23 protein-coding genes and 1 other RNA gene are annotated in these 23,044 nt (G+C 60.8%); 14 read left to right on the top strand and 10 right to left on the bottom strand.

Annotated elements, in window-relative coordinates; genetic code table 11:
- Positions 1–126 precede the first annotated feature (126 nt).
- Positions 127–795, top strand: coding sequence for a gamma-glutamylcyclotransferase (locus tag BJ917_RS20120; protein WP_096514293.1), 669 nt, complete (start codon positions 127–129; stop codon positions 793–795).
- On the opposite strand, the gene glpT is transcribed toward BJ917_RS20120, so the two are convergent.
- Complete coding sequence (glpT, locus tag BJ917_RS20115; protein ID WP_121104245.1) at positions 771–2,120, bottom strand: glycerol-3-phosphate transporter; 1,350 nt, start codon at positions 2,118–2,120, stop codon at positions 771–773. The two genes, BJ917_RS20120 and glpT, sit on opposite strands and share 25 nt — an antisense overlap.
- A 329-nt stretch (positions 2,121–2,449) precedes the next feature.
- On the opposite strand from glpT, the gene BJ917_RS20110 reads away from it, so the two are divergent.
- Entirely contained in the window at positions 2,450–2,797 is a 348-nt protein-coding gene (locus BJ917_RS20110) for an energy transducer TonB (RefSeq protein ID WP_121104244.1), read from the top strand.
- A 51-nt stretch (positions 2,798–2,848) separates the two neighbouring features.
- Here BJ917_RS20110 and BJ917_RS20105 read toward each other — a convergent pair whose 3' ends face one another.
- Positions 2,849–3,826 (bottom strand): NADPH:quinone oxidoreductase family protein, encoded by a 978-nt coding sequence (locus BJ917_RS20105; protein ID WP_121104242.1) that lies wholly within the window; start codon positions 3,824–3,826, stop codon positions 2,849–2,851.
- 150 nt (positions 3,827–3,976) lie between these two features.
- Here BJ917_RS20105 and BJ917_RS20100 point away from each other — a divergent pair, with 150 nt between their 5' ends.
- On the top strand, positions 3,977–4,384 hold the full coding sequence (locus BJ917_RS20100; RefSeq protein ID WP_096514297.1) for a flagellar basal body-associated protein FliL: 408 nt from the start codon (positions 3,977–3,979) through the stop codon (positions 4,382–4,384).
- 64 nt (positions 4,385–4,448) lie between these two features.
- Here the strand turns inward: BJ917_RS20100 and BJ917_RS20095 are convergent, their stop codons facing one another.
- Positions 4,449–4,898, bottom strand: a complete 450-nt coding sequence (locus BJ917_RS20095; RefSeq protein WP_121104240.1) for an EVE domain-containing protein — start codon at positions 4,896–4,898, stop codon at positions 4,449–4,451.
- Positions 4,899–5,094: 196 nt separating this feature from the next.
- Between BJ917_RS20095 and BJ917_RS32040 the strand changes: the two genes are divergently transcribed.
- Entirely contained in the window at positions 5,095–5,250 is a 156-nt protein-coding gene (locus tag BJ917_RS32040; protein WP_096514299.1) for a hypothetical protein, read from the top strand.
- A gap of 35 nt (positions 5,251–5,285) precedes the next feature.
- Here BJ917_RS32040 and BJ917_RS20090 read toward each other — a convergent pair whose 3' ends face one another.
- From BJ917_RS20090 to BJ917_RS20075, 4 genes are all read right to left on the bottom strand, one after another.
- The gene (locus BJ917_RS20090; protein WP_096514300.1) at positions 5,286–5,891 is read right to left on the bottom strand and encodes a 5-formyltetrahydrofolate cyclo-ligase; all 606 of its coding nucleotides are present in this window, start codon (positions 5,889–5,891) and stop codon (positions 5,286–5,288) included.
- Positions 5,892–5,976: 85 nt separating this feature from the next.
- Positions 5,977–6,155, bottom strand: a non-coding RNA gene (ssrS, locus tag BJ917_RS20085) — 6S RNA.
- Positions 6,156–6,185: 30 nt separating this feature from the next.
- The gene (locus tag BJ917_RS20080; protein ID WP_096514301.1) at positions 6,186–6,503 is read right to left on the bottom strand and encodes a cell division protein ZapA; all 318 of its coding nucleotides are present in this window, start codon (positions 6,501–6,503) and stop codon (positions 6,186–6,188) included.
- Entirely contained in the window at positions 6,500–6,709 is a 210-nt protein-coding gene (locus BJ917_RS20075) for a TIGR02449 family protein (protein WP_007982902.1), read from the bottom strand. Before BJ917_RS20075 ends, BJ917_RS20080 begins: the two co-directional genes overlap by 4 nt.
- Positions 6,710–6,917: 208 nt before the next feature.
- Here BJ917_RS20075 and BJ917_RS20065 point away from each other — a divergent pair, with 208 nt between their 5' ends.
- The 9 genes from BJ917_RS20065 to gcvH all read left to right on the top strand — a co-directional run bounded on the left by BJ917_RS20065 (position 6,918) and on the right by gcvH (position 16,440).
- Complete coding sequence (locus BJ917_RS20065; RefSeq protein WP_096514303.1) at positions 6,918–7,478, top strand: YecA family protein; 561 nt, start codon at positions 6,918–6,920, stop codon at positions 7,476–7,478.
- 26 nt (positions 7,479–7,504) lie between these two features.
- Positions 7,505–8,839 (top strand): Xaa-Pro aminopeptidase, encoded by a 1,335-nt coding sequence (pepP, locus tag BJ917_RS20060; RefSeq protein ID WP_121104238.1) that lies wholly within the window; start codon positions 7,505–7,507, stop codon positions 8,837–8,839.
- Positions 8,836–10,023 carry a 2-octaprenyl-6-methoxyphenyl hydroxylase gene (gene ubiH / locus BJ917_RS20055; RefSeq protein ID WP_121104236.1) on the top strand — a complete coding sequence of 396 codons (1,188 nt, stop codon included), beginning with the start codon at positions 8,836–8,838 and terminating at the stop codon, positions 10,021–10,023. The genes pepP and ubiH overlap by 4 nt, the downstream gene beginning before the upstream one ends.
- A complete protein-coding gene (locus tag BJ917_RS20050; protein ID WP_096514306.1) occupies positions 10,016–10,501 on the top strand; it encodes a DUF4442 domain-containing protein in 486 nt (161 codons plus the stop codon). Before ubiH ends, BJ917_RS20050 begins: the two co-directional genes overlap by 8 nt.
- A 9-nt stretch (positions 10,502–10,510) precedes the next feature.
- Complete coding sequence (locus tag BJ917_RS20045) at positions 10,511–11,728, top strand: 2-octaprenyl-3-methyl-6-methoxy-1,4-benzoquinol hydroxylase (protein ID WP_177435604.1); 1,218 nt, start codon at positions 10,511–10,513, stop codon at positions 11,726–11,728.
- 221 nt (positions 11,729–11,949) lie between these two features.
- Positions 11,950–12,954 carry an extracellular solute-binding protein gene (locus BJ917_RS20040; protein ID WP_096514308.1) on the top strand — a complete coding sequence of 335 codons (1,005 nt, stop codon included), beginning with the start codon at positions 11,950–11,952 and terminating at the stop codon, positions 12,952–12,954.
- 197 nt (positions 12,955–13,151) lie between these two features.
- Positions 13,152–14,768: an iron ABC transporter permease gene (locus BJ917_RS20030; RefSeq protein WP_121104232.1), complete on the top strand. Its 1,617-nt coding sequence runs from the start codon at positions 13,152–13,154 to the stop codon at positions 14,766–14,768.
- Between the two features lie 156 nt (positions 14,769–14,924).
- Entirely contained in the window at positions 14,925–16,007 is a 1,083-nt protein-coding gene (gene gcvT / locus BJ917_RS20025) for a glycine cleavage system aminomethyltransferase GcvT (RefSeq protein ID WP_121104230.1), read from the top strand.
- Positions 16,008–16,056: 49 nt separating this feature from the next.
- A complete protein-coding gene (gene gcvH / locus BJ917_RS20020) occupies positions 16,057–16,440 on the top strand; it encodes a glycine cleavage system protein GcvH (RefSeq protein ID WP_096514311.1) in 384 nt (127 codons plus the stop codon).
- 63 nt (positions 16,441–16,503) lie between these two features.
- On the opposite strand, the gene BJ917_RS20015 is transcribed toward gcvH, so the two are convergent.
- Positions 16,504–17,643: a DegT/DnrJ/EryC1/StrS aminotransferase family protein gene (locus BJ917_RS20015; RefSeq protein WP_096514312.1), complete on the bottom strand. Its 1,140-nt coding sequence runs from the start codon at positions 17,641–17,643 to the stop codon at positions 16,504–16,506.
- Between the two features lie 154 nt (positions 17,644–17,797).
- Between BJ917_RS20015 and gcvP the strand changes: the two genes are divergently transcribed.
- Positions 17,798–20,671 carry an aminomethyl-transferring glycine dehydrogenase gene (gcvP, locus tag BJ917_RS20010; protein ID WP_121104228.1) on the top strand — a complete coding sequence of 958 codons (2,874 nt, stop codon included), beginning with the start codon at positions 17,798–17,800 and terminating at the stop codon, positions 20,669–20,671.
- Between the two features lie 181 nt (positions 20,672–20,852).
- Here gcvP and BJ917_RS20005 read toward each other — a convergent pair whose 3' ends face one another.
- Together BJ917_RS20005 and BJ917_RS20000 are read right to left on the bottom strand one after the other, a co-directional pair.
- Positions 20,853–21,170, bottom strand: a complete 318-nt coding sequence (locus BJ917_RS20005; protein WP_096514314.1) for a DUF2388 domain-containing protein — start codon at positions 21,168–21,170, stop codon at positions 20,853–20,855.
- Positions 21,171–21,241: 71 nt separating this feature from the next.
- On the bottom strand, positions 21,242–23,026 hold the full coding sequence (locus BJ917_RS20000) for a GspE/PulE family protein (RefSeq protein WP_121104226.1): 1,785 nt from the start codon (positions 23,024–23,026) through the stop codon (positions 21,242–21,244).
- Positions 23,027–23,044: the final 18 nt, after the last annotated feature.

The following is a 23,044-nucleotide window of genomic DNA, read 5'->3' as shown; positions in this document are numbered from 1 at the left end:
TTTGAAGTGCCTGTCGGAAGGTCACACGGTCTTAATTTCTTTTCGTTTTGCCTTTACTGCTATATGTTCTATTACGTAAATGTTACTTACATTTTGTAATGCTTGCAGGGTCGAACCCCTATCGCCATGAGCGCCATTGAATCTTCGTTTTTGAACCTGACTTACCCTCCGCGGCTCGATCTGGGGCCACAGCTCACACATGAACAATTGCTCAGCTCGATGCAATCGACCATGGCTCGCCACAAGGGTGGGCCGGTGTGGCTGTTCGCGTACGGCTCGTTGATCTGGCGCCCTGAGTGCACAGCGGTTGAGCGGGTTCGCGGGCGGGTGCATGGTTACCATCGCGGTCTGTACCTGTGGTCCCACGAACATCGCGGCACGCCGGAAATGCCAGGGCTGGTATTCGGTCTGGATCGGGGCGGCTCATGCAGCGGCTTTGCCTATCGCTTGCCGGAAGAACAACTGGAGGCTTCGTTGTATGCGCTATGGAAGCGCGAGATGCCGTTCCCGTCGTACCGCCCGCACTGGCTCAACTGCCGGCTGGAAGACGGCAATCAGGTTCAGGCGTTGGGTTTTGTTCTGGAGCGGCACTTGCCCAGCTACGCCGGCAACTTGCCGGATCATGTGCTGAGCCACGTTTTCGAAAACGCTTGCGGGCGTTACGGCACCACTCGCGATTATGTCGAGCAGACCGCCCACGCCCTGCGCAGCCACGCCATGCCAGACCGGAATCTGGAGGCGCGGCTCAAGCGCTGCAAATCAAAGTCTGATCAGGCGAGCGCTTCGCGGCTCTGACTGGCGACTTGCTTGTGCCACAGCGTTGGCGCAAGGAACGCCATCGCCAGCAGGCATGCACCAATCAGCAAGACGAAGCCACCGTCCCAGCCAAAATGGTCCACGGTGTAGCCCATCGCTGCACTGGCCGCGACCGATCCTCCCAAATACCCGAACAGACCGGTAAAGCCCGCAGCCGTGCCGGCGGCTTTCTTCGGTGCCAGTTCCAGCGCTTGCAGGCCGATCAACATCACCGGGCCATAGATCAGGAAGCCGATGGAAATCAGTGCGATCATGTCGACGGTCGGGTTGCCCGCGGGGTTAAGCCAGTACACCAGCGTCGCCACAGTCACCAGTGCCATGAACACCATACCGGTCAGGCCACGGTTACCCCGGAAGATTTTGTCCGACATCCAGCCGCACAACAGCGTACCCGGAATGCCGGCCCACTCATAAAAGAAGTAAGCCCAGGACGTCTTGTCCACGGTGAAGCCCTTGGCTTCCTTGAGATAGGTCGGCGCCCAGTCCAGCACACCATAGCGCAGCAGGTAGACAAAGACGTTGGCCATGGCGATGTACCAGAGCATCTTGTTGCGCAACACGTACTTGACGAAGATTTCCTTGGCGCTGAATTCTTCTTCGTGGCTGGCGTCGTAACCTTCCGGGTAGTCATTCTTGTACTTCTCGATCGGCGGCAGGCCGACCGATTGCGGAGTATCGCGCATCACGACGAAAGCAAACACCGCCACCGCCAGGGCCACCGCCGCCGGCACGTAGAACGCCGCGTGCCAGTCATTGAACAGACCCATGCCGATCAGGAACAGCGGGCCGATCAAGCCGCCGCCGACGTTGTGCGCCACGTTCCACAGCGATACCACGCCGCCGCGTTCCTTTTGCGACCACCAGTGCACCATGGTCCGCCCACTCGGCGGCCAGCCCATGCCCTGCGCCCAGCCATTGATGAACAGCAGCACGAACATGATGGTCACGCTGGACGTCGCCCAATGCGCAAAACCGAAAATGAACATCACCGCAGCCGAGACCAGCAGGCCGAACGGCAGGAAGAAGCGCGGGTTGGAGCGGTCGGACACAATGCCCATCAAGAACTTGGACAGACCGTAGGCGATGGCAATCGCCGACAGCGCCACGCCCAGCTCACCGCGGGTGTAACCCTGTTCGATCAGGTAGGGCATGGCCAGGGAGAAGTTTTTGCGCAGCAGGTAATAACCCGCGTAACCGATAAAGATACCGGCGAAGATCTGCCAGCGCAGGCGTCGGTAGGTGCTGTCTATTTTTCCTTCAGGCAAGGGAGCCTGATGTGCGGCAGGACGAAAGAAAGCAAACATTCAAGAGCTCCAAATTTCTTGTTTTGACTGCGGATGCGAATATTACAGTTTCGTTACCGAAAATAGCATCGGTTCTCATCGGCAAAACAGTGGAAATGTTGGAAATCGAGTGTTGCTTTATGAACATGTCGTTCAAACATAAATGAAGGGCGGTGTAGGAAGGATTACCTGCTGCCGCTTTGATGCGGCAGTTCCGTTCGGAATAGGGCAGGTTTTTGGGAAAGGTCCTGCACTTTTACCGGAAGCCATGGCCTTCAGGCCAAAGCCTTCGATCTTTACCCTTTGTCCTGCTGCCAGATCTGGCAGTTCAAGCGTGAAAGGGAGGGGTTATGCGGTGGGTGGTGTGTGTGGTGCTGCTGTTGGTGTTGTCTGTTGAAAGCAGAGCGGACGTGTTCCTGGTACCGGAACACAACCCCAGGCCGGTTTACCCGCTGGTGTTGCAACGGGCCGGGATCATCGGCGATGTCCGGGCCGGGTTTACGGTGCATGCCGATGGTTCGGTGAGTAAGGTGAGTATTTTGCAAAGCGACCATTCTGATCTGGCCGAGGCGACCCGGGTTGCGATCTCTCCGTGGCGGTTCAAACCCTGCACGGTCGAAGGTGACAAGCCTTGCCTGAGCAGCCCGGGCTCCAGGTATGCGAGGTTTTTGCCGAAGGATATTCGCGAGTTGCTTTAGTTTTGATCAGGTCTGGACAACGTTGATCGAAGTCCAGGCCCTCTGCTGGACTCAGCGAACCTGCACCACCACCTTGCCGACCGCCTTGCGCTGGCCAAGATCATTGATCGCTTGCGCGGCATTGCCCAGCGGATACACCTGCGACACCAGCGGCTTCAACTTGCCTTCGGCAAACCAGCCGAACAATTGCTGGAAGTTCGCCGCGTTGTCCTGCGGCTGGCGCTGGGCAAACGAACCCCAGAACACACCGATCACGGCGGCGCCTTTGAGCAGGGCGAGGTTGACCGGGAGTTCGGGGATGCGGCCGCTGGCGAAGCCGACCACCAGCAGGCGACCGTTCCAGGCGATGGACCGGATAGCCTGGTCGAACAGGTCGCCGCCTACCGGGTCGTAAATCACGTCGGCACCCTGGCCATCGGTCAGGCGCTTGATTTCGTCCTTGAGGCTGTTTTCGCTGTAGTTGATCAGTTCATCGGCACCGGCGGCCTTGGCCACGGCCAGCTTTTCCGCGCTGCTGGCGGCAGCGATCACCCGGGCGCCCATGGCTTTGCCGATTTCAACTGCGGCCAGGCCGACGCCGCCCGAGGCACCGAGTACCAGCAGGGTTTCACCGGGTTGCAGGTTGCCGCGCTGCTTGAGCGCGTGCATCGAGGTGCCGTAGGTCATGCTGAAGGCGGCGGCGGTGTTGAAATCCATGGAGGACGGGATCGGCAGCACGTTGTAGCCCGGCACCGCGACCTGTTCGGCGAAGCTGCCCCAGCCGGTCAGGGCCATGACCCGGTCGCCGACTTTCAGATGGCTGACCTTTTCACCCACTGCGCTGACCACGCCAGCCGCTTCGCCGCCCGGGGAAAACGGGAAGGGCGGTTTGAACTGGTACTTGCCCTCGATGATCAGCGTGTCCGGGAAATTCACCCCGGCGGCGTGCACGTCCAGCAGGATTTCGTTCTTCTTCGCGACAGGACTGGCGACGTCTTCCAGCACCAGCGATTCGGCAGGGCCGAAGGCTTTGCACAGCACGGCTTTCATCAGGGCTATTCCTTTGGGAGTGATGGCCGATAAGTGTAGGTGTGTGAGTCGACGGGTCAACGAGCATGCCCGGCCCTGATAGTCAGCCATAAGCTTGTGCTTGAACGACGGGTCGATATGCTAGGCCGCAAACCGGATAAGGAGTGAATTGTGAAAGCGTGGATCATGTTGATGCTGGCCCTGTCCCTGCCTGTTGCAGCGGTGGCCGAAGAAGCCAAGGAAAGTACGGCGCCCAAGGTCAATTACATCACCTTGAGCCCGCCGTTCGTGGGTAACTATGGGCTGGATGGCACGGCCAAGCTCAAGGTCTATAAGGCTGACGTGGCCTTGCGGGTCACTGGCGACGAGGCGTTCAAGGCAGTCAAGGCCAACGAACCCTTGATCCGTAATCAGCTGGTGGCGCTGTTTGCCCAACAGACCACCGAGACGATGAACAACGTCGAGGCCAAGGAGAAGCTGCGTCAGGAAGCGCTCAAGCAAACCCAGCAGGTTTTAAACGACGAAACCGGCAAGCCGGTGGTTGAGGATCTTTTGTTCAACAACCTCATCATCCAGTAATGCTGGATCCTGTGGGAGCAAAGCTTTGCTCCCACAAGAGCGATATCCCTGGTAAACCGCGCTCCTACAAGAGCGCAATCACCGCCGCCCATTGCTCCGCCGTCACCGGCATCACAGACAGCCTCGACCCCTTCTGCACCAATGGCATCTCCGCCAGCGCCGTCTGCTGTTTCAGATAGTCCAGCTTCAGCACCCTGGAAAACGTCTCCACATGCGCGACATCGATCGCGCTCCAGGCGTTTTTTTCTACCGTAGCCTTCGGATCGTAGTAATGGCTTTCAGGCTCCAGCGCAGTCGGGTCCGGATACGCGGCTTCTACAATCTTGCCGATGCCGGCAATGCCCGGCTCGGGACAGCTGGAGTGGTAGAAGAAAAATTCGTCCCCCACCGCCATCGCCCTTAGAAAGTTCCGCGCCTGATAGTTGCGAACCCCGTCCCAGCGCGCTCTACCGAGCGTTTCCAGACCTTTGATCGAGAGTTCGTCGGGCTCGGATTTCATCAGCCAATAGGCCATGGTTTGGCTCCTTGCGGGGGTGTGTGGACAGGTTGTCCGGCAATTTTATGACAAACCGACAGTCGGTTGACGCCACCATTTGCGCGCCGGTTCACGTTGTCGCAAAATGCCGGCCTTTCAAGCTTGACGCTGCTGCACGGCCTACAAACGGAAACCGCTGCTGTCATCGTGTTGATATGCCTTTGGGGGGCAATCGATGAAACGCAAACCGGATTTACTATGGATTTTGGTTATTCTGTTCGGCCTTGGCGTCGTGACCACCGGCTATGCCCAAAGCCTGTGGACCAACAAGATCGACGCGCCGGTTGAAGTCTCGCCGTTGCAGCAACAGTCGACAGCCTTCAAGCGCTGAATCTGTTTTCTCGACGCCGCTGATTGCAGTGGCGTCTAATCTGCGAAGTACCACGCCTTGTCCGTCACCGTTCCTTGCAACGGCACATCCCAGCTCGCTTGAGCCAGTCGCTCCACTTTCTGACATTCATGGGCCAGCCCCAGTAACGTCGGCTTACGCCAGTCATTACGGCGCGCCAGGTAGGCGAGGCTTCGATCATAAAAGCCACCGCCCATGCCCAGGCGTCCACCGACATCGTCAAACCCCACTAACGGCAGCAGCACCAGATCCAGCGCCCAGACTTTACGTTGCCGGGCGAGGTTGTGCCTTGGTTCGAGAATACGAAATCGGTTGGGCTTGAGTTTTTCGCCGGGGCGGATGCGTTGGAACACCATTTTGGTTCGTGGCCATGCACTGAGCACCGGCAGATAGGTGGCCTTGCCCCGACGCTGGGCGGCACGCAGCAGCAGTCGCGGATCGATTTCGCCGTCGGTGGGCAGATAAAGAGAGATGTGTTTGGCGCGACGGAACAGCGGTTGCTGGGCCAATTGCTTGTACAGCCCGCGAGCCGCCTGGCGCTGCTGGCTGGGTGTCAGTGCGCGGCGGGCTTTGCGCAGCATGCGTCGAAGTTGCGGGCGGGGAAGCAGCGCAGGTTCGTTCATGAATTCGGGCTTCAACAATACGGGTAGGTGAAGCGTACCCGTAAAAAAGCCGATGCCGGTATAAAAACCGGCATCGGCTGGAATCAGGCTCCCCGAATGTGCCGCTGTCGACTTAGCCCTTGAACCCGAAAGTTCAAGGTGGAAGATGCAGTAGGCTTTAAGGCTTTCCGTCTAGCGGACATGCACACCAGCCCAACGTGCAACCTCCAGGGTATAGCAAATCGGCTCAGGGACATCGCCAACTGGCAAGCACCCCAGGGAGTGAGCAGAGTATACCGCAAGCGGTGGCGCGAATCAGCCTTTGGTGACATCCGGATCGGTGGCGAGCACCAGATCGACGCGATCGAGCAGGTCGCGCACCTGCTCGCGGGTCGACCCGCTGGCCTGGATACTCGGGCGTTCTTCCTTGTGCAGCAGGTCGTGAGTGATGTTCAGGGCGGCCATGACGGCGATGCGGTCGGCGCCGATGACTTTGCCGCTGCTGCGGATTTCGCGCATCTTGCCGTCCAGGTAACGGGCGGCGCTCACCAGGTTGCTGCGTTCTTCCTGGGGGCAAATGATCGAATATTCTTTGTCGAGGATCTGCACGGTGACGCTATTGCTTGAACTCATGAGTCTTGCTCCAGGGCCTTGAGGCGCGAAATCATCGATTCGACCTTACGCCGGGCGATTTCGTTTTTTTCAATGAGGTGAGCGCGTTCCTCGCGCCAGGTCTTTTCCTGTGCTAGTAAGAGTCCGTTTTGGCTCTTAAGTTGCTCGACTCGGGTAATCAGCAGTTCGAGTCTGGCCATCAGCGCTTGCAGGTCGGTGTCTTCCATTGTGTCCACGGTTCGTCTGATGGGTGGTAGCTGGCAGACCATTGCAGGAGCGAGCTTGCTCGCGATGGTCGCCAACGATAACGCTGGGTCCCTGACACCCCGCAGTGTTTTCGGGTTCATCGCGAGCAAGCTCGCTCCTACAGGGGTAGTCGATGTAGGATACAAGGCCTTCATTCTAGACATAGCGCCGTCTGGCGCCTAGCTGCCCATGCCCATTCAGAATTCTCCGTACCAAGCCTTCGCCACCCTGCTGACTTCCAGCGGTCACCCTGTCTCGCCTGCCGAACTGCACGGCCTGTTGCTCGGACGCAGCTGCGCCGGCGCCGGTTTCGATGCCGAGGGCTGGCTGATCGATGCCGCCGAACTGCTTGAAAGCGAGCCGCAGGACAACGTCCGCGCTGCCTTGCTCGGCCTGCAAGAGATGGTCAAGGGCGAACTCACCGGCGAGGACGTGACCGTCGTCCTGTTGCTGCCGACCGACGATGCCCCGCTGGCAGACCGCGCCGTGGCACTGGGCCAGTGGTGCCAGGGTTTCCTCAGCGGTTTCGGCTTGAACTGCCGTGACAGCAGCATGCTGAGCACCGAGGCCACCGAAGTGTTGCAGGACCTGGCCGCCATTTCCCAGGTCCAGGACGCCCTGGAAGAATCCGAAGACGGTGAAACCGACTACATGGAAGTCATGGAGTACCTGCGCGTCGCGCCGCTGTTGCTGTTCTCCGAAACCCGGAAAGCGGAAGAAGCGCCGGCTGCCAAACCGTCGTTGCACTAATAGAAGACAGGGAACGCCATCTGCCCATGATTCATATCCCGAAATCGGAATACAGCCGTCGCCGCAAGGCGTTGATGGCGCAGATGGAGCCCAACAGCATCGCTATCCTGCCCGCCGCCGCGGTGGCCATTCGCAACCGCGACGTCGAGCACGTCTACCGTCAGGACAGCGACTTCCAGTACCTCAGCGGTTTCCCCGAGCCACAGGCCGTCCTGGTCTTGATGCCGGGGCGTTTGCATGGCGAATACATCCTGTTCTGCCGCGAACGCAACGCCGAACGGGAGTTGTGGGATGGCTTGCGCGCGGGCCAGGAAGGTGCGGTTCGCGACTTCGGCGCCGACGATGCGTTCCCGATCACTGACATCGACGACATCCTGCCGGGCCTGATCGAAGGCCGTGACCGGGTGTATTCGGCCATGGGCAGCAACCCGGAATTCGACCGCCACCTGATGGAATGGATCAACGTGATCCGCTCCAAGGCCAGCCTCGGCGCCCAGCCGCCGAACGAATTCGTTGCGCTGGATCACTTGCTTCACGACATGCGCCTGTATAAATCGGCGGCAGAAGTGAAAGTGATGCGCGAGGCCGCGCGGATTTCCGCCCAGGCCCATGTCCGCGCGATGCAGGCCAGCCGTGCCGGATTGCATGAGTTCAGCCTGGAAGCCGAACTCGACTACGAGTTCCGCAAGGGCGGGGCGAAGATGCCGGCCTACGGCTCGATTGTCGCGGCAGGGCGCAACAGCTGCATCCTGCACTATCAGCAGAATGACGCGGTGCTCAAGGACGGTGACCTGGTGCTGATCGACGCCGGTTGCGAGATCGATTGTTACGCCAGCGACATCACCCGCACCTGGCCGGTCAACGGCAAGTATTCAGCGGAGCAGAAAGCGATCTACGAGTTGGTGCTTGCAGCGCAGGAAGCCGCGTTTGCCGAGATTGCCCCGAACAAGCACTGGAATCAGGCCCATGAGGCCACAGTCCGGGTGATTACCGCTGGCCTGGTGGAGTTGGGGTTGTTGCAGGGCGAGGTCGACGAATTGATCGCCAGCGAAGCCTACAAAGCGTTTTACATGCACCGTGCCGGTCACTGGCTGGGCATGGACGTGCATGACGTCGGCGAATACAAGGTCGGCGGCGAATGGCGCGTGCTGGAGGTCGGCATGGCGCTGACCGTGGAGCCGGGGATCTACATTGCACCGGACAACAAGCACGTTGCGAAGAAGTGGCGCGGCATAGGCGTGCGCATCGAGGATGATGTTGTGGTCACCAAAAGCGGCTGTGAAATCCTGACCAAAGGCGTGCCGAAAACGGTCGCGGAGATCGAGGCCTTGATGGCGCAAGCACGGACACAAGCGGCATGAGTCGAGTCAATCTGGCAATCATCGGCGGTGGCCTGGTTGGCGCCAGCCTGGCCATGGCCTTGCAGGCCGGGGCTCGTGCCCGGGGCTGGAAGATCGTACTGATCGAACCCTTTGCCCCCGGCGAGACCTATCAACCCAGCTATGACGCGCGCTCCACGGCATTGTCCTTTGGCGCCCGGCAGATTTATCAACGGCTGGGCGTCTGGCAGGAGATTTCCCGCCGCGCCGAGCCGATCAAACAGATTCACGTCTCCGACCGTGGGCGATTTTCCACGGCGCGATTGTCGGCGATGGAAGAGGGCGTTCCCGCGCTGGGCTATGTCGTGGAAAACGCCTGGCTCGGCCAATGCCTGTGGCAAGGCCTGGACAAGGACGTGATCAGTTGGCGTTGCCCGGCGGAAGTCACGCGCATGGAGCCGCTCACCGACGGCTACCGCCTGACCCTCAATGACGAAACCACCCTGGATTGCGACCTCGCGGTACTCGCCGATGGCGGCCGTTCCGGCCTGCGCGAGCAACTGGGTATTGGTGTCAGAACGCGCCCCTACAACCAGAGCGCGCTGATCGCCAACATCACCCCGAGCGAAGCCCACAACGGCATGGCCTTCGAGCGCTTCACCGACGATGGCCCGATGGCCTTGCTGCCGTTGCCGGACAATCGTTGCGCATTGGTCTGGACCCGTCTGGGCATGGACGCGCAACGCCTGGCCGCCCTCGATGAGCGCAGTTTCCTCAGCGAATTGCAGGGCGTGTTTGGCTATCGCCTCGGTTCGTTGAAGCAGGTCGGCGCACGGCACCTGTATCCGCTGTCGCTGGTGGAGGCCGAGGAACAGGTGCGACCGCATCTGGCGATTCTCGGCAACGCCGCCCACAGCTTGCACCCGATTGCCGGCCAGGGGTTCAACCTGTCCTTGCGCGATGCCCAGGCCCTGGCCGATGCGTTGCTCGCCAGTGAGCAGGTGCTTGGGGATTTTGCGACCTTGCAGGCCTATCGCGAGCACCAGCGTCTGGATCAGAACCTCACCGTCGGTTTCTCCGATCAGGTCACGCGTCTGTTCGGCAGCACGCAGCCACTGGTTTCGCTGGGGCGCAATCTCGGCCTGCTCGGCCTCGATCTGTTACCGCCGGCCAAGCGCTGGTTCGCCCGGCAGGCCATGGGCCTGGGTACTCGCCCTGATGTTTAAGTGGCTGAGCAGAACGTTTGGCAAGGCCAGGCTGATGCGCTGGTTCATGAGCTTCTACCCGCCATACCTCGGCGCCGGGGTTCGGGTGCGGCACATCAGCGATGATTTTCGTGACATTCAGGTGTCCATGGGCCTGGGCTGGTACAACCGCAATTACGTCGGCACCCAGTTCGGTGGCAGCCTGTACTCGATGGTCGATCCGTTCTTCATGCTGATGCTGATGGAAAATCTCGGGCGCAACTACATTGTCTGGGACAAGGCGGCCGACATCGATTTCATCGCACCGGGCAAAGGCCCGGTGTTTGCCCGCTTCAACATCGATGACACCTTGCTCGACGAAATCCGTCGGCAAACGGCAGACGGGCAAAAATACCTGCCGCAGTTGCAGGTCGATATTCACGACGGCGCCGGCCACCTGGTGGCGCGTGTCGGAAAAACCCTTTACGTGCGGCTCAAGCCGCAAGCGAGACAGGCTTAAAGCATGGAAATGCGCGCAGATCTGCTGATTGTCGGGGCCGGAATGGTCGGCAGCGCCCTGGCGCTGGCGTTGCAGGATAGCGGGCTGGAAGTCCTGCTGCTGGACGGCAGCCCTTTGAGCGTCAAACCGTTTGACGCCCAGGCGCCGTTTGAGCCACGGGTGAGTGCCTTGTCCATCGCCAGCCAACGGATTCTCGATCGCCTGGGCGTCTGGGGCGGCATCGCCGGCCGACGCAGCAGCCCGTACAGCGACATGCAGGTCTGGGATGGCAGCGGCACCGGGCAGATTCACTTTGCCGCGGCCAGCGTGCATGCCGATGTGCTGGGCCATATCGTCGAGAACCGGGTGGTGCAGGATGCCTTGCTCGACCGCTTGCACGACTGCGATCTTGGCCTGCTGGCCAATGCGCGCCTGGAACAAATGCGCCGCTCCGGCGACGACTGGCTGCTGACCCTGGCCGATGGCCGTACCTTGCGCGCACCGCTGGTGATCGCGGCGGATGGCGCCAACTCGGCAGTTCGACGCTTGACCGGCATGGCGACGCGGGAGTGGGATTACCTGCACCATGCCATCGTCACCAGTGTGCGCTGCTCGAAACCTCATCAAATGACTGCCTGGCAACGCTTTACCGATCACGGCCCGTTGGCGTTTCTACCGCTGGAACGTGATGGCCAGCAGGATTGGTGTTCGATCGTCTGGTCGACCACGCCGAGCGAAGCCGAACGCCTGATGGCACTGGATGACGAAGGCTTCTGTCGCGAGCTGGAACGGGCCTTCGAAGGTCGGCTGGGCAGCGTGCTCAGTGCTGATCCGCGCCTGTGCGTGCCGCTGCGTCAGCGTCATGCCAAGCGTTACGTGGCCGAAGGCCTGGCGTTGATTGGCGACGCGGCCCATACCATTCACCCCTTGGCCGGGCAGGGCGTGAACCTCGGGTTCCTCGATGCGGCGGTACTGGCCGAAGTGCTGCTGCAGGCGGCCGCCCGGGGAGAGCGACTGGCGGATGTGAAGGTGCTCAGCCGTTACGAGCGTCGACGCATGCCCCACAACCTGGCACTGATGGCGGCGATGGAGGGTTTCGAGCGGTTGTTCCAGGCCGATCCATTGTCGGTTCGTTGGTTGCGCAATACCGGGTTGAAGATGGTTGACCGGATGCCCGAAGCCAAGGCGCTGTTTGTACGTGAGGCGCTAGGGCTGACCGGGGATTTGCCGGCACTGGCCAAGGCCTGAGATCTTCGCCGCGGCTGATGGCCTCTTCGCGAGCAGGCTCGCTCCCACAGTTGTAATGCATTCCATTGTGGGAGCGAGCCTGCTCGCGAAGGCGTCGGTACATTCGATACCCATTTCTGGTTGTGCAACATCTGGTAATTACTCCGCGAACTGTTCGATTGAGAAGCTAAATGTGAGTCCTTATCATTTGCCCTCATTTTTTCAATCGAGAGACCGCTCCCATGTTGGCACCGAAGCGTCTACTGACCGCACTGGCCCTGACTCTAATCGGTAGCACCGCTGCCCAGGCTGCCGACGAGGTGGTGGTCTACTCCTCGCGTATCGACGAGCTGATCAAGCCGGTCTTCGATGCCTACACCGCGAAAACCGGCGTGAAGGTGAAGTTCATCACCGACAAGGAAGCGCCATTGATGCAGCGGATCAAGGCCGAGGGCGAGAATGCCACCGCCGACCTGCTGCTGACCGTCGATGCCGGTAACCTCTGGCAAGCCGAGCAAATGGGCATCCTCCAGCCGTTCACCTCGAAAACCATCGACGCCAACATCCCGCTGCAATATCGAGCGTCCTCCCATGCCTGGACCGGCCTGAGCCTGCGGGCGCGGACCATTGCCTATTCCACCGACCGGGTGAAGCCGGGTGAGTTGACCACCTACGAAGCGCTGGCCGACAAGAACTGGGAAGGCCGACTGTGCCTGCGCACGGCGAAGAAGGTCTACAACCAGTCCCTGACCGCCACCATGATCGAAATCCACGGCGCCGAGAAAACCGAGAAGATCCTCAAGGGCTGGGTCAGCAACCTCTCCACCGATGTGTTCTCCGACGACGTCGCGGTACTGGAGGCCATCAATGCCGGCCAGTGCGATGTCGGTATCGTCAACACCTACTACTACGGTCGCCTGCACAAGCAGAAGCCCGACCTGCCGGTGAAGCTGTTCTGGCCGAACCAGGCGGATCGTGGCGTGCACGTCAATCTCTCGGGTATCGGCCTGACCAAACACGCCCCGCACCCGGAAGCGGCCAAGGCCCTGGTGGAGTGGATGACTACGCCTGAAGCGCAGAAAATCTTTGCTGACGTGAACCAGGAATTCCCGGCCAACCCTACCGTGCAGCCCTCTGCCGAAGTCGCCGCCTGGGGCAAGTTCGTGGCCGATACCTTGCCTGTCGAAGTCGCCGGCAAGCGCCAGGCCGAAGCGATTCGCATGATGGATCGGGCTGGCTGGAACTGACCCGCCCGATTTACCACGCCCCGCCTATGCGGGGCGTTTTGTTTATCCGCAGGCGCCGCTGACCCTGTAGGAGCGAGCCCGCTCGCGAAAAACGTCAACGATAACGCGGGGTACCTGACGGCTCGCGGTGCCCCGACGATCATCGCGAGCAAGCTCGCTCCTACAGGGGCTTCTCCCATCCGCAAGAGAGTTTGTCCTTGGCCCACCCCGCCCAACGCCGCTGGTATCCCCTGGTCTTCGCCATCGCTGCGCTGGTCCTGCTACCCCTGAGCGTTTTACTGCTTTCCTGGCAAACCGTCGATCAACAGATCTGGTCCCACCTGTGGGACACGCAGATGCCGCGTCTGCTGGGTAACACCCTGACCCTGGTGTTTGGCGTCGGTGTCGGTGTGACAATCCTCGGTGTCAGCCTGGCCTGGCTCACCAGCCTCTGCGATTTCCCCGGCCGACGCTGGCTGGATTGGGCGTTGATGCTGCCCTTTGCAATTCCGGCCTATGTGCTGGCATTCGTTTTCGTTGGCTTGCTGGATTTTGCCGGTCCCGTGCAAACCCTGCTGCGCGAGTGGTTCGGCACGGGCCTGCGCTTGCCGCGTGTGCGCTCCACGGGCGGGGTGATTCTGGTGCTGGTGCTAGTGTTCTATCCCTACGTTTACCTGTTGGCACGCACCGCGTTCCTGGCCCAGGGCAAAGGCCTGATGGAAGCCGCACGGGTGCTTGGGCAATCGCCATGGCAAGCGTTCTGGCGGGTGGCAATGCCCATGGCACGACCGGCTATCGGTGCGGGCGTGGCATTGGCGCTGATGGAAACCCTGGCGGATTTCGGTGCGGTGTCAGTGTTCAATTTCGACACCTTCACTACTGCGATCTACAAGACCTGGTATGGATTTTTCAGCCTCTCCACCGCCGCGCAACTGGCCAGCCTATTGTTATTGGTGGTGATGGTGGTGCTGTACGGCGAACGTCGTGCGCGCGGGGCCAACCGGGCGAGCAACGAACGGCCACGGGTCAAGGCGCTGTATCACCTGCATGGCGTCAAAGCGTTGCTGGCCACGGGATGGTGCAGCCTGGTGTTCGCCTGCGCCTTCGTCATACCAATGCTGCAATTACTGGCGTGGTTCTGGCAACGCGGGCGCCTGGATCTGGATGAGCGTTACACCGGCCTGATCGTCCACACCTTGTACCTGGGCGCGATGGCGGCGTTGATCACTGTCAGTGTCGCCCTGGTCTTGGCGTTTGCCCGGCGGTTGGCGCCGACCCAGGGTATCCGTGCCGGGGTCAGCCTGGCCAATCTGGGCTATGCCTTGCCCGGTTCAGTGCTGGCGGTATCGATCATGCTGGCGTTCAGTTATCTGGACCGCGAATGGGTCATTCCGCTTTCCGGATGGTTCGGTGGGGCCGGTAAACCGTTGCTGTTGGGGAGTCTGTCGGCGTTGCTGCTGGCGTATCTGGTGCGCTTCATCGCCGTGGCTTACGGGCCGCTGGAAAGCAGCCTGGCGCGTATACGGCCATCTTTGCCCGAAGCGGCACGTAGCCTGGGTGTCAGTGGACCGCGACTGTTTTTCAAAGTGTATCTGCCGTTGCTGCTGCCCGGCTCGTTGAGCGCCGCGTTGCTGGTGTTCGTCGATGTGCTCAAGGAAATGCCCGCTTCCCTGCTGATGCGCCCGTTTGGCTGGGACACGCTGGCCGTCCGAATCTTCGAAATGACCAGCGAGGGCGAGTGGGCGAGAGCGTCTTTGCCGGCGCTGACCCTGGTTTTGGTCGGGTTGCTACCGGTCATCGGATTGATCCGACGTTCGGCACATCAAAACAGCTAGGTGTCAGTCCTACACCTTGCGGCTACAATGCGCGGCATTCGGTGCGGTCCGTCTGACAGAAAAAGTAGTAGAAATCGACTGCAAGCCTTTTGTATCAAGGCTTTTACTCGATAGATTTCTCGCCCGCACCTTCGCCACGCCCGGAAGGAGAAACCCATGGGACAGCGTACGCCTCTGTATGACCTTCATCTCGCCCTCGGCGCGAAGATGGTCGATTTTGGCGGTTGGGATATGCCCCTGCATTATGGATCGCAGGTCGAGGAGCACCATGAGGTGCGCCGCGATTGCGGTGTTTTCGATGTATCCCACATGACCGTGATCGATGTCGACGGCCCCCAGGCCAAGACTTGGCTACAGCACTTGTTGGCCAATGACGTCGATCGCCTGCACAGTTCTGGTCGCGCCTTGTACAGCACCATGCTCAACGAGCGCGGTGGCATCGTCGACGACATGATCGTCTACCGCCTGGACGACGGTTATCGTCTGGTGGTCAACGCTTCCACCCGTGATCAGGATCTCGCATGGATGCAGGCTCATCTCGACGGTTTCGATGTGCAGCTCAGCGAGCGTTCCGAACTGGCCATGTTGGCCATCCAGGGCCCCCACGCCCGGCAGAAAGTGGCCGAGCTGGTCAATCAGTCCCGGGGCAATCTGATCCAACTGCTCAAACCCTTCGAAGGCCAGCCCGACGGCGACTGGTTCATCGCGCGCACCGGCTATACCGGTGAAGACGGCCTGGAAATCATCCTGCCGGCCGATCAGGCGCCTGGGTTCTTCAACGATCTGGTGGGTGCGGGTATTTCTCCCATTGGTCTCGGCGCACGGGACACTTTGCGGGTCGAAGCCGGCATGAACCTCTACGGCCGGGACATCAATCAAGACGTTTCACCGCTGGCCTCCAACATGGCCTGGAGCATTGCCTGGCAACCGGCCACTCGCCAGTTCATCGGGCGCACGGCGCTGGAGGCCGAGCGCAGCGGGGGCGTACAGCAAAAACTGGTCGGTCTGGTCCTTGAGGAACGCGGGGTTTTGCGTGCTCATCAAGTGGTCCGTATCGCCGATGTTGGCGAAGGGGAGATCACCAGTGGTAGTTTCTCTCCTACGCTTAGCAAGTCGATTGCACTGGCGCGCGTGCCGATGGCAACGGCCGACCGCGCGGAAGTGGAAATCCGTGGCAAGTGGTACCCGGTCCGAGTGGTCAAACCGACCTTCGTACGCCATGGCAAAACCTTGATCTAACCTTTTCTGGCGGCAATGACCGCTGACAATTTTCCTGAGGACACAGAACATGAGCGATATCCCTGCCGACCTGCGTTTTGCCGAAAGTCACGAATGGGCTCGCCTGGAAGCCGATGGCACCGTCACCGTGGGCATCAGCGATCACGCGCAGGAAGCGCTGGGTGACGTGGTGTTCGTCGAACTGACGGAAGTCGGAAACGTCTTCGCTGCCGGTGATCAATCCGGTGTGGTGGAGTCGGTCAAGGCCGCTTCCGACATCTATTCCCCGGTGGCCGGTGAAGTGGTCGCAATCAACGAAGAGCTGAGCGCAACCCCGGAACTGCTGAACTCCGACCCGTACGGTGCGTGGATTTTCAAACTCAAGCCAAGCAATACGGCTGACCTGGACAAGCTGCTTGATGCAGCGGGTTACAAGGCCGCCATCGGCGAGTAATGCTCGCCTTGTGAAAATCCATGTGGGAGCGAGCCGCCCGGAGCCGGCTCGCTCCCACAGGTTTTATGGCTTTAGAACGGCTTTGACGGCTGCCACCGAACGCTCGACATCCGCTTTGCTCATCGCCGTGAACATCGGCAACGAGACAATCAGCCGACCGACCCGCTCGGCGACCGGGAACATGCCCTCCTTGAAACCGCGCTCGCGGTAAAGACTCAGCAGGTGAATCGGCGGGTAGTGATAGCCAATGCCCACACCCAATGCCTGCATCTGCTCCATGAAGGTCGCACGCGCCGGTTTGCCATCATGGCGCTCTGGCAATACAAGCTGGAACAAATGCCAGTTGCTGTTCTCGAAATCCGCCGGGGGCAGTTGCGCCCCGTACTGTGTTTCGAAATCCTCGCCAAAGCAGCTGAAGTAGTGCTTGGCCAATTCACGCCGATGAGCGGTGATCGCTTCGATATGGGCAAATTGCCCCAGGCCAATGGCCGCTGCGACATCGGTCATGTTGAACTTGCCGCCCAGCACATCGACGTCCAGGCCATCGAAGCCGCTGCGGGTGACGCCTTGCAGTCGGTATTTTTCCGCCAACCTGACTTCTTCGGCATTGTTCAATACCAGGCAGCCGCCCTCCGATGAGGTGACGTTCTTGTTTGCCTGGAAACTGAAGGACACGAAATCGCCGGTCGAGCCAATGCGCTGACCGTTCCAGCTTGAACCCAGCGCCTGGGCCGCATCTTCCACAATCCGCAGACCGTGCTTCTGTGCCAGGGCATACAGGCGTGTCATGTCCACGGGCAGCCCGGCCAGAAACACCGGGATGATGGCTTTGGTACGCGGGGTGATGGCCGCTTCGAGTTGCGCCAGGTCGATATTGCGGGTCACTGGGTCGATGTCGGCAAACACCGGTGTGGCGCCGACTTCCAGAATGACGTTGGCAGTGGCCACCCAGGAAATCGGTGTGGTGATCACTTCGTCACCCGGCCCGATGCCGGCGATGCGCAAGGCGATTTCCATGGTGCAGGTGCCGGAATTGAACGTGCGCACCGGGCGACCGCCAAAAAACTCCGAGAGTTGTGCTTCGAAGGCCTGAACCTTGGGGCCGCTGGTGATCCAGCCGGAGCGCAGCACATCGCCGACAGCGGCAATGGTGGATTCATCGATGGTGGGTTTGGAAAAAGGCAGGAAAGGCAGTTGGCTCATAAATACAGGCACCCGATCAGCGGACATTAGGTAGACGACGAGCATGATGATCCGGATTGCCCGGCGGCGCCACGTCATCCGTATCGGCACCGGCTGCTATGCTGGTTTGACCGTGTTACATCGACGTTGAGCGCCAGCCAAGAGAGAGCCCGTCATGTCCCAGTTGCCGTCCCTGAGCCAGTTACGCGACCCCAATGCCTTTCTTCGCCGCCACCTCGGGCCCGATGCCGCCGAGCAGCAGGCAATGCTCGACAGCCTCGGCCTCGGTAGCCGGGTCGAGCTGATCGAACAGACGGTACCGCCGGGCATTCGCCTGAACCGGGCGCTGGATCTGCCGCCGGCCCTCGACGAAGAGGCCGCATTGGCCAAGTTGCGCGGCTACGCCGAACAGAACCAGGTCTGGACCAGCCTGATCGGCATGGGCTATCACGGCACCCTCACGCCGGCTGTCATCCTGCGCAATGTGTTGGAAAACCCGGGCTGGTACACCGCCTACACGCCCTATCAACCGGAAATCGCCCAGGGGCGGCTCGAAGCGCTGTTGAATTTCCAGCAACTGACCATCGATCTGACCGGATTGGAACTGGCCAATGCCTCTTTGCTGGACGAAGCCACCGCGGCGGCGGAAGCCATGGCCCTGGCCAAACGGGTGGCCAAGTCGAAAAGTAATCTGTTTTTTGTCGATCAGAGCTGTCATCCCCAGACCATTTCCGTGGTGCAGACCCGTGCCGAAGGCTTCGGTTTCGAGTTGATCATCGACGCTGTGGATAACTTGAAGCAGCACCAGGTGTTCGGCGCGCTGCTGCAGTATCCCGACACCCACGGCGAAATCCGCGACTTGCGTCCGTTGATCGATCACCTGCATGCCCAGCAAGCGCTGGCGTGTGTCGCCGCCGACCTGCTGAGCCTGCTGCTGTTGACGCCGCCGGGGGAGTTGGGCGCCGATGTGGTGTTCGGCTCTTCCCAGCGCTTCGGCGTGCCCATGGGGTACGGCGGGCCGCACGCGGCGTTTTTTGCCAGCCGCGATGAATACAAACGGGCGATTCCCGGAAGGATCATCGGAGTGTCGAAAGATGCCCGTGGCAACGTCGCGCTGCGCATGGCCCTGCAAACCCGCGAGCAACATATTCGCCGTGAAAAGGCCAACTCGAACATCTGTACCGCGCAAGTGCTGCTGGCCAACATCGCCAGTTTCTATGCGGTCTACCACGGCCCGGAAGGGCTCAAGCGCATTGCCCAGCGCGTGCACAGGCTGACGTGCATCCTCGCCGCGGGCCTTGAGCGCAAGGGCATCACGCGGCTCAACCAGCATTTTTTCGACACCCTGACCCTGGACGTCGGTGGCACCCAGACGGCGATCATCGAAAGCGCCCAGGCGGCGCAGATCAACTTGCGCATTCTGGGGCGCGGACGAGTGGGCCTGAGCCTTGACGAGACCTGTGACGAATCGACGGTGGCCAAACTGTTCGATGTGTTCCTCGGCGCCGATCATGGGCTCAATGTCGATGAGCTGGATGCCGAGGCGCTGGTTTCCAGCATCCCGAGTCAGTTGCAGAGAACCTCCCCCTACCTGCGCCATCCGGTATTCAGCGCCCACCACAGCGAAACCGAGATGCTGCGTTACCTCAAGCAGTTGGAAAACAAGGATCTGGCGCTCAATCAGTCGATGATCCCGTTGGGTTCGTGCACCATGAAACTCAACGCTACCAGCGAAATGATCCCGATCACCTGGCCGCAGTTCGCCAACCTGCATCCGTTCGCACCGAAGGAGCAGGCAGTCGGTTATGCGCTGATGATCGAAGAACTGGAGCGCTGGCTCTGCGCGATCACCGGTTTCGATGCGATCTGCATGCAGGCAAACTCCGGTGCCCAGGGCGAGTACGCGGGGCTGCTGGCGATCCGCAAATACCACGAGAGCCGCCAGCAGGGTGGGCGGGATATCTGCCTGATTCCGTCGTCGGCCCACGGCACCAACCCGGCGTCGGCACAGATGGCCGGGATGCGCGTGGTGATTGTCGAGTGCGACGAAGCCGGTAACGTCGATCTGGAGGATCTGAAAGAGAAAGCCGCCCAGGCCGGCGACAAACTCGCTTGCCTGATGGCGACCTATCCCTCGACCCACGGTGTGTACGAGGAAGGCATCAGTGAAATCTGCGAAGTGATCCACAGCCATGGCGGCCAGGTGTACATGGACGGCGCCAACCTCAATGCCCAAGTCGGGTTGGCGCGGCCGGCGGACATCGGCGCCGACGTGTCCCATATGAACCTGCACAAAACCTTCTGCATTCCCCATGGCGGTGGCGGGCCGGGCATGGGGCCGATTGGCGTGCGCGCACACCTGGCACCATTCGTGGCCAATCATCCGGTGGTGCCGATCGACGGGCCGCTGGCGCAGAACGGTGCCGTCAGCGCAGCACCGTGGGGCAGCGCGAGCATCCTGCCGATCAGCTGGATGTACATTGCCATGATGGGCCCACAACTGGCCGACGCCAGTGAAGTGGCGATCCTGGCGGCGAATTACCTGGCGCGGCACCTGTCCGGGGCGTTCCCGGTGCTGTACACCGGGCGCAACGAGCGGGTGGCCCATGAATGCATTCTCGATTTGCGACCGCTCAAGACATTGACCGGCATCAGCGAGGAAGACGTGGCCAAGCGCCTGATGGACTATGGCTTCCATGCGCCGACCATGTCGTTTCCCGTGCCGGGAACGCTGATGGTCGAACCCACTGAAAGTGAATCCAAGGCGGAGCTGGACCGCTTCATCGGCGCGATGCTGAGTATTCGCGCGGAGATTACCGAGGTGCAGAACGGCAACTGGCCGGCCGAGGACAACCCGTTGAAACGGGCGCCGCATACCTTGGCCGATATCACCGGGATTTGGGAACGGCCCTATAGCATCGAACAGGGCGTGACCCCGGATGCTCACACCAAGGCCCATAAATACTGGCCGGCGGTGAACCGGGTGGACAATGTGTATGGGGACCGCAATCTGTTTTGCGCGTGTGTGCCGCTGGATGAGTACCGCTGATCTCCCGGACGACACTGGACCCCTGTGGGAGCGAGCCTGCTCGCGAAAGCGGTATGTCAGTCGACAAATCCGTTGAATGTTAAACCGCATTCGCGAGCAGGCTCGCTCCCACAGGGGGATATAGGTGAGGCAATAAAAAATGCCACTCAGTTGAGTGGCATTTTTTGTTTGGACGGGAGGATTATTCCGAAGCCACGGCGTTCTTCGCCAGAATCGCGTTCGCCAACTCCATGTCCGTGGCTTGCAGGCCCGGGTTGTCGGCGCGGACTTTCTGCATCGCGGCTTCCAGGTACGGGCCGCGGATGCCGCCGTCACTGGCGACGAAGCTGCCGGCATCGTCCTGGGCAGCGACGATCAGCTTGTTATCCTTGAACGTCAGGTAAGTCGAACCGGTGGTGGCACCGGAGGAAATGACGTTACGCCAAAAGCTATCGGCCATCGCCGAACCGACCGGCAGGGACAACAGGGCGATGGTAGCGACAGCAACTTTGAAACGCATGATGGGTGACTCCACTGTTTTAACTACGCCGTTGGATTGTCTGCCCCTGACCGAGTTCCATCCGGCCGCATCTACTTCTGCTCGCTCTGCGGTGTCACGCGCAACACCTCCTCGACCGTGGTCAAACCGGCCGCCACTTTCTGCGCCCCTGACAATCGAAGGCTGCGCATGCCCTCCTTGAACGCCTGACGCCGCACCGCCGGCAAGTCGGTGTCGGGATTGATCAGTGCTTTCACGCCTTCGGTCAGTTGCATGATTTCGTACACCCCGGCGCGACCGTGATAGCCGGTGTCGCGGCACTCCAGGCAGCCGATGGCGCGTTGGGCGTTGGTGGGCAGCGGTGCCTGCCAGGGCCGGGTCAGGGTTTGCCAGTCTTCTTCACCGAGGGTTTGCGGGGCCTTGCAGTGCGGGCACAAGGTCCGCACCAGTCGCTGGGCCATGACCCCGAGCACGGTGGCCTTGATCAGGTAATGCGGCACGCCGAGCTCCAGCAGGCGACTGATGGCGCTCGGCGCGTCATTGGTGTGCAGCGTCGACAGCACCAGGTGGCCGGTGAGGGCCGCCTGGATCGCCATTTCGGCGGTTTCCAGGTCGCGGATCTCGCCGATCATGATGATGTCCGGGTCCTGCCGCATCAGCGCGCGCACCCCGGAAGCGAAGGTCAGGTCGATATTGTGCTGGACCTGCATCTGGTTGAACGCCGGCTCGACCATTTCGATCGGGTCTTCGATGGTGCAGAGGTTGACCTCGGGCGTCGCCAGTTTCTTGAGGGTGGTGTACAGCGTGGTGGTTTTGCCGGAGCCGGTCGGCCCGGTGACCAGGATGATGCCATTGGGCTGACGGGTCATGTCCTGCCAGCGCCGCAGGTCGTCGGCGGAAAACCCGAGCTGATCGAAGTCCTTGAGCAGCACCTCCGGATCGAAGATCCGCATGACCATTTTTTCGCCGAAGGCAGTCGGCAGGGTCGATAGCCGCAACTCGACTTCGCCGCCGTCCGGGGTTTTGGTTTTCACCCGGCCGTCCTGGGGTTTGCGTTTCTCCGCGATGTTCATCCGCCCCAGGCTTTTCAGGCGACTGACGATGGCCATGGTCACCTGTGGCGGGAATTGGTAGACGTTGTGCAACACGCCGTCGATGCGAAAGCGCACCGTGCCCTGTTCGCGCCGGGGTTCGATGTGGATATCGCTGGCACGCTGCTGGAAGGCGTACTGGAACAGCCAGTCGACGATGTTGACGATATGCGCGTCGTTGGCATCCGGCTCCTGATCGCTGGCGCCGAGATTGAGCAACTGTTCGAAGTTGCCCAGGGTATTGATCTGCTGATCAGCGTTGTTCGCCCCGGTGACCGATTTGGCCAGGCGGAAAAACTCCACGCTGAAGCGCTGGATGTCCACCGGGTTGGCCACCACGCGCTTGATCGGCAGCTTCAGCACGTGGGTCAGGTCGGCTTCCCAGCCGTTGACGTAGGGCTGGGCGCTCGCGACTGTCACCGCGTCACGGTCGATGGATACCGCGAGAATCTTGTGGCGCTGGGCAAAGGCGTAGGACATCAGCGGTGTCACGGCCGCGACGTTGATTTTCAGCGGATCGATACGCAGGTAAGGCTGGCCCGCCTGCTGGGACAGCCACAGGGTCAGGTTTTCCAGGTCGAGGTGTTTGCCGGGGCGACTGAGGTCATCCAGCTGTTGGCTGGCGATGAACTCCAGGGGGTGCATCTGGCCATGGGCGGCGTGACGGCGACGGGCATTGAGCGCGTGTTCAGCCGAGTCCTGGCTGATGAAGCCTTGGGTGACCAGCTCACGCAAGACATCATTGAGATCCAGCCAGCGGTCCTGAATGGCGAGTTGAACGGACATGCGGGCTCCTTTTGAACA

It is taken from the genome of Pseudomonas sp. WPR_5_2, from assembly GCF_003634475.1.
In the GTDB taxonomy this organism is placed as follows: Bacteria; Pseudomonadota; Gammaproteobacteria; order Pseudomonadales; family Pseudomonadaceae; genus Aquipseudomonas; species Aquipseudomonas izuensis.
Note: the sequence above shows the minus strand (reverse complement) of the source record. Positions and strands in the feature narration are given on the sequence as shown.

What these genes read in the sequence shown, in the direction of transcription:
- BJ917_RS20075 (WP_007982902.1), bottom strand. Translation starts at nt 6,709, where the DNA reads ATGGAAGACACCGACCTGCAAGCGCTGATGGCCAGACTCGAACTGCTG.
- BJ917_RS32040 (WP_096514299.1), top strand. Translation starts at nt 5,095, where the DNA reads ATGAAACGCAAACCGGATTTACTATGGATTTTGGTTATTCTGTTCGGC.
- BJ917_RS20110 (WP_121104244.1), top strand. Translation starts at nt 2,450, where the DNA reads ATGCGGTGGGTGGTGTGTGTGGTGCTGCTGTTGGTGTTGTCTGTTGAA.
- BJ917_RS20040 (WP_096514308.1), top strand. Translation starts at nt 11,950, where the DNA reads ATGTTGGCACCGAAGCGTCTACTGACCGCACTGGCCCTGACTCTAATC.
- BJ917_RS20105 (WP_121104242.1), bottom strand. Translation starts at nt 3,826, where the DNA reads ATGAAAGCCGTGCTGTGCAAAGCCTTCGGCCCTGCCGAATCGCTGGTG.
- gcvP (WP_121104228.1), top strand. Translation starts at nt 17,798, where the DNA reads ATGTCCCAGTTGCCGTCCCTGAGCCAGTTACGCGACCCCAATGCCTTT.
- BJ917_RS20065 (WP_096514303.1), top strand. Translation starts at nt 6,918, where the DNA reads ATGCCCATTCAGAATTCTCCGTACCAAGCCTTCGCCACCCTGCTGACT.
- glpT (WP_121104245.1), bottom strand. Translation starts at nt 2,120, where the DNA reads ATGTTTGCTTTCTTTCGTCCTGCCGCACATCAGGCTCCCTTGCCTGAA.
- BJ917_RS20000 (WP_121104226.1), bottom strand. Translation starts at nt 23,026, where the DNA reads ATGTCCGTTCAACTCGCCATTCAGGACCGCTGGCTGGATCTCAATGAT.
- BJ917_RS20005 (WP_096514314.1), bottom strand. Translation starts at nt 21,170, where the DNA reads ATGCGTTTCAAAGTTGCTGTCGCTACCATCGCCCTGTTGTCCCTGCCG.
- pepP (WP_121104238.1), top strand. Translation starts at nt 7,505, where the DNA reads ATGATTCATATCCCGAAATCGGAATACAGCCGTCGCCGCAAGGCGTTG.
- gcvT (WP_121104230.1), top strand. Translation starts at nt 14,925, where the DNA reads ATGGGACAGCGTACGCCTCTGTATGACCTTCATCTCGCCCTCGGCGCG.
- BJ917_RS20120 (WP_096514293.1), top strand. Translation starts at nt 127, where the DNA reads ATGAGCGCCATTGAATCTTCGTTTTTGAACCTGACTTACCCTCCGCGG.
- ubiH (WP_121104236.1), top strand. Translation starts at nt 8,836, where the DNA reads ATGAGTCGAGTCAATCTGGCAATCATCGGCGGTGGCCTGGTTGGCGCC.
- BJ917_RS20090 (WP_096514300.1), bottom strand. Translation starts at nt 5,891, where the DNA reads ATGAACGAACCTGCGCTGCTTCCCCGCCCGCAACTTCGACGCATGCTG.
- gcvH (WP_096514311.1), top strand. Translation starts at nt 16,057, where the DNA reads ATGAGCGATATCCCTGCCGACCTGCGTTTTGCCGAAAGTCACGAATGG.
- BJ917_RS20095 (WP_121104240.1), bottom strand. Translation starts at nt 4,898, where the DNA reads ATGGCCTATTGGCTGATGAAATCCGAGCCCGACGAACTCTCGATCAAA.
- BJ917_RS20045 (WP_177435604.1), top strand. Translation starts at nt 10,511, where the DNA reads ATGCGCGCAGATCTGCTGATTGTCGGGGCCGGAATGGTCGGCAGCGCC.
- BJ917_RS20050 (WP_096514306.1), top strand. Translation starts at nt 10,016, where the DNA reads ATGTTTAAGTGGCTGAGCAGAACGTTTGGCAAGGCCAGGCTGATGCGC.
- BJ917_RS20015 (WP_096514312.1), bottom strand. Translation starts at nt 17,643, where the DNA reads ATGAGCCAACTGCCTTTCCTGCCTTTTTCCAAACCCACCATCGATGAA.
- BJ917_RS20080 (WP_096514301.1), bottom strand. Translation starts at nt 6,503, where the DNA reads ATGAGTTCAAGCAATAGCGTCACCGTGCAGATCCTCGACAAAGAATAT.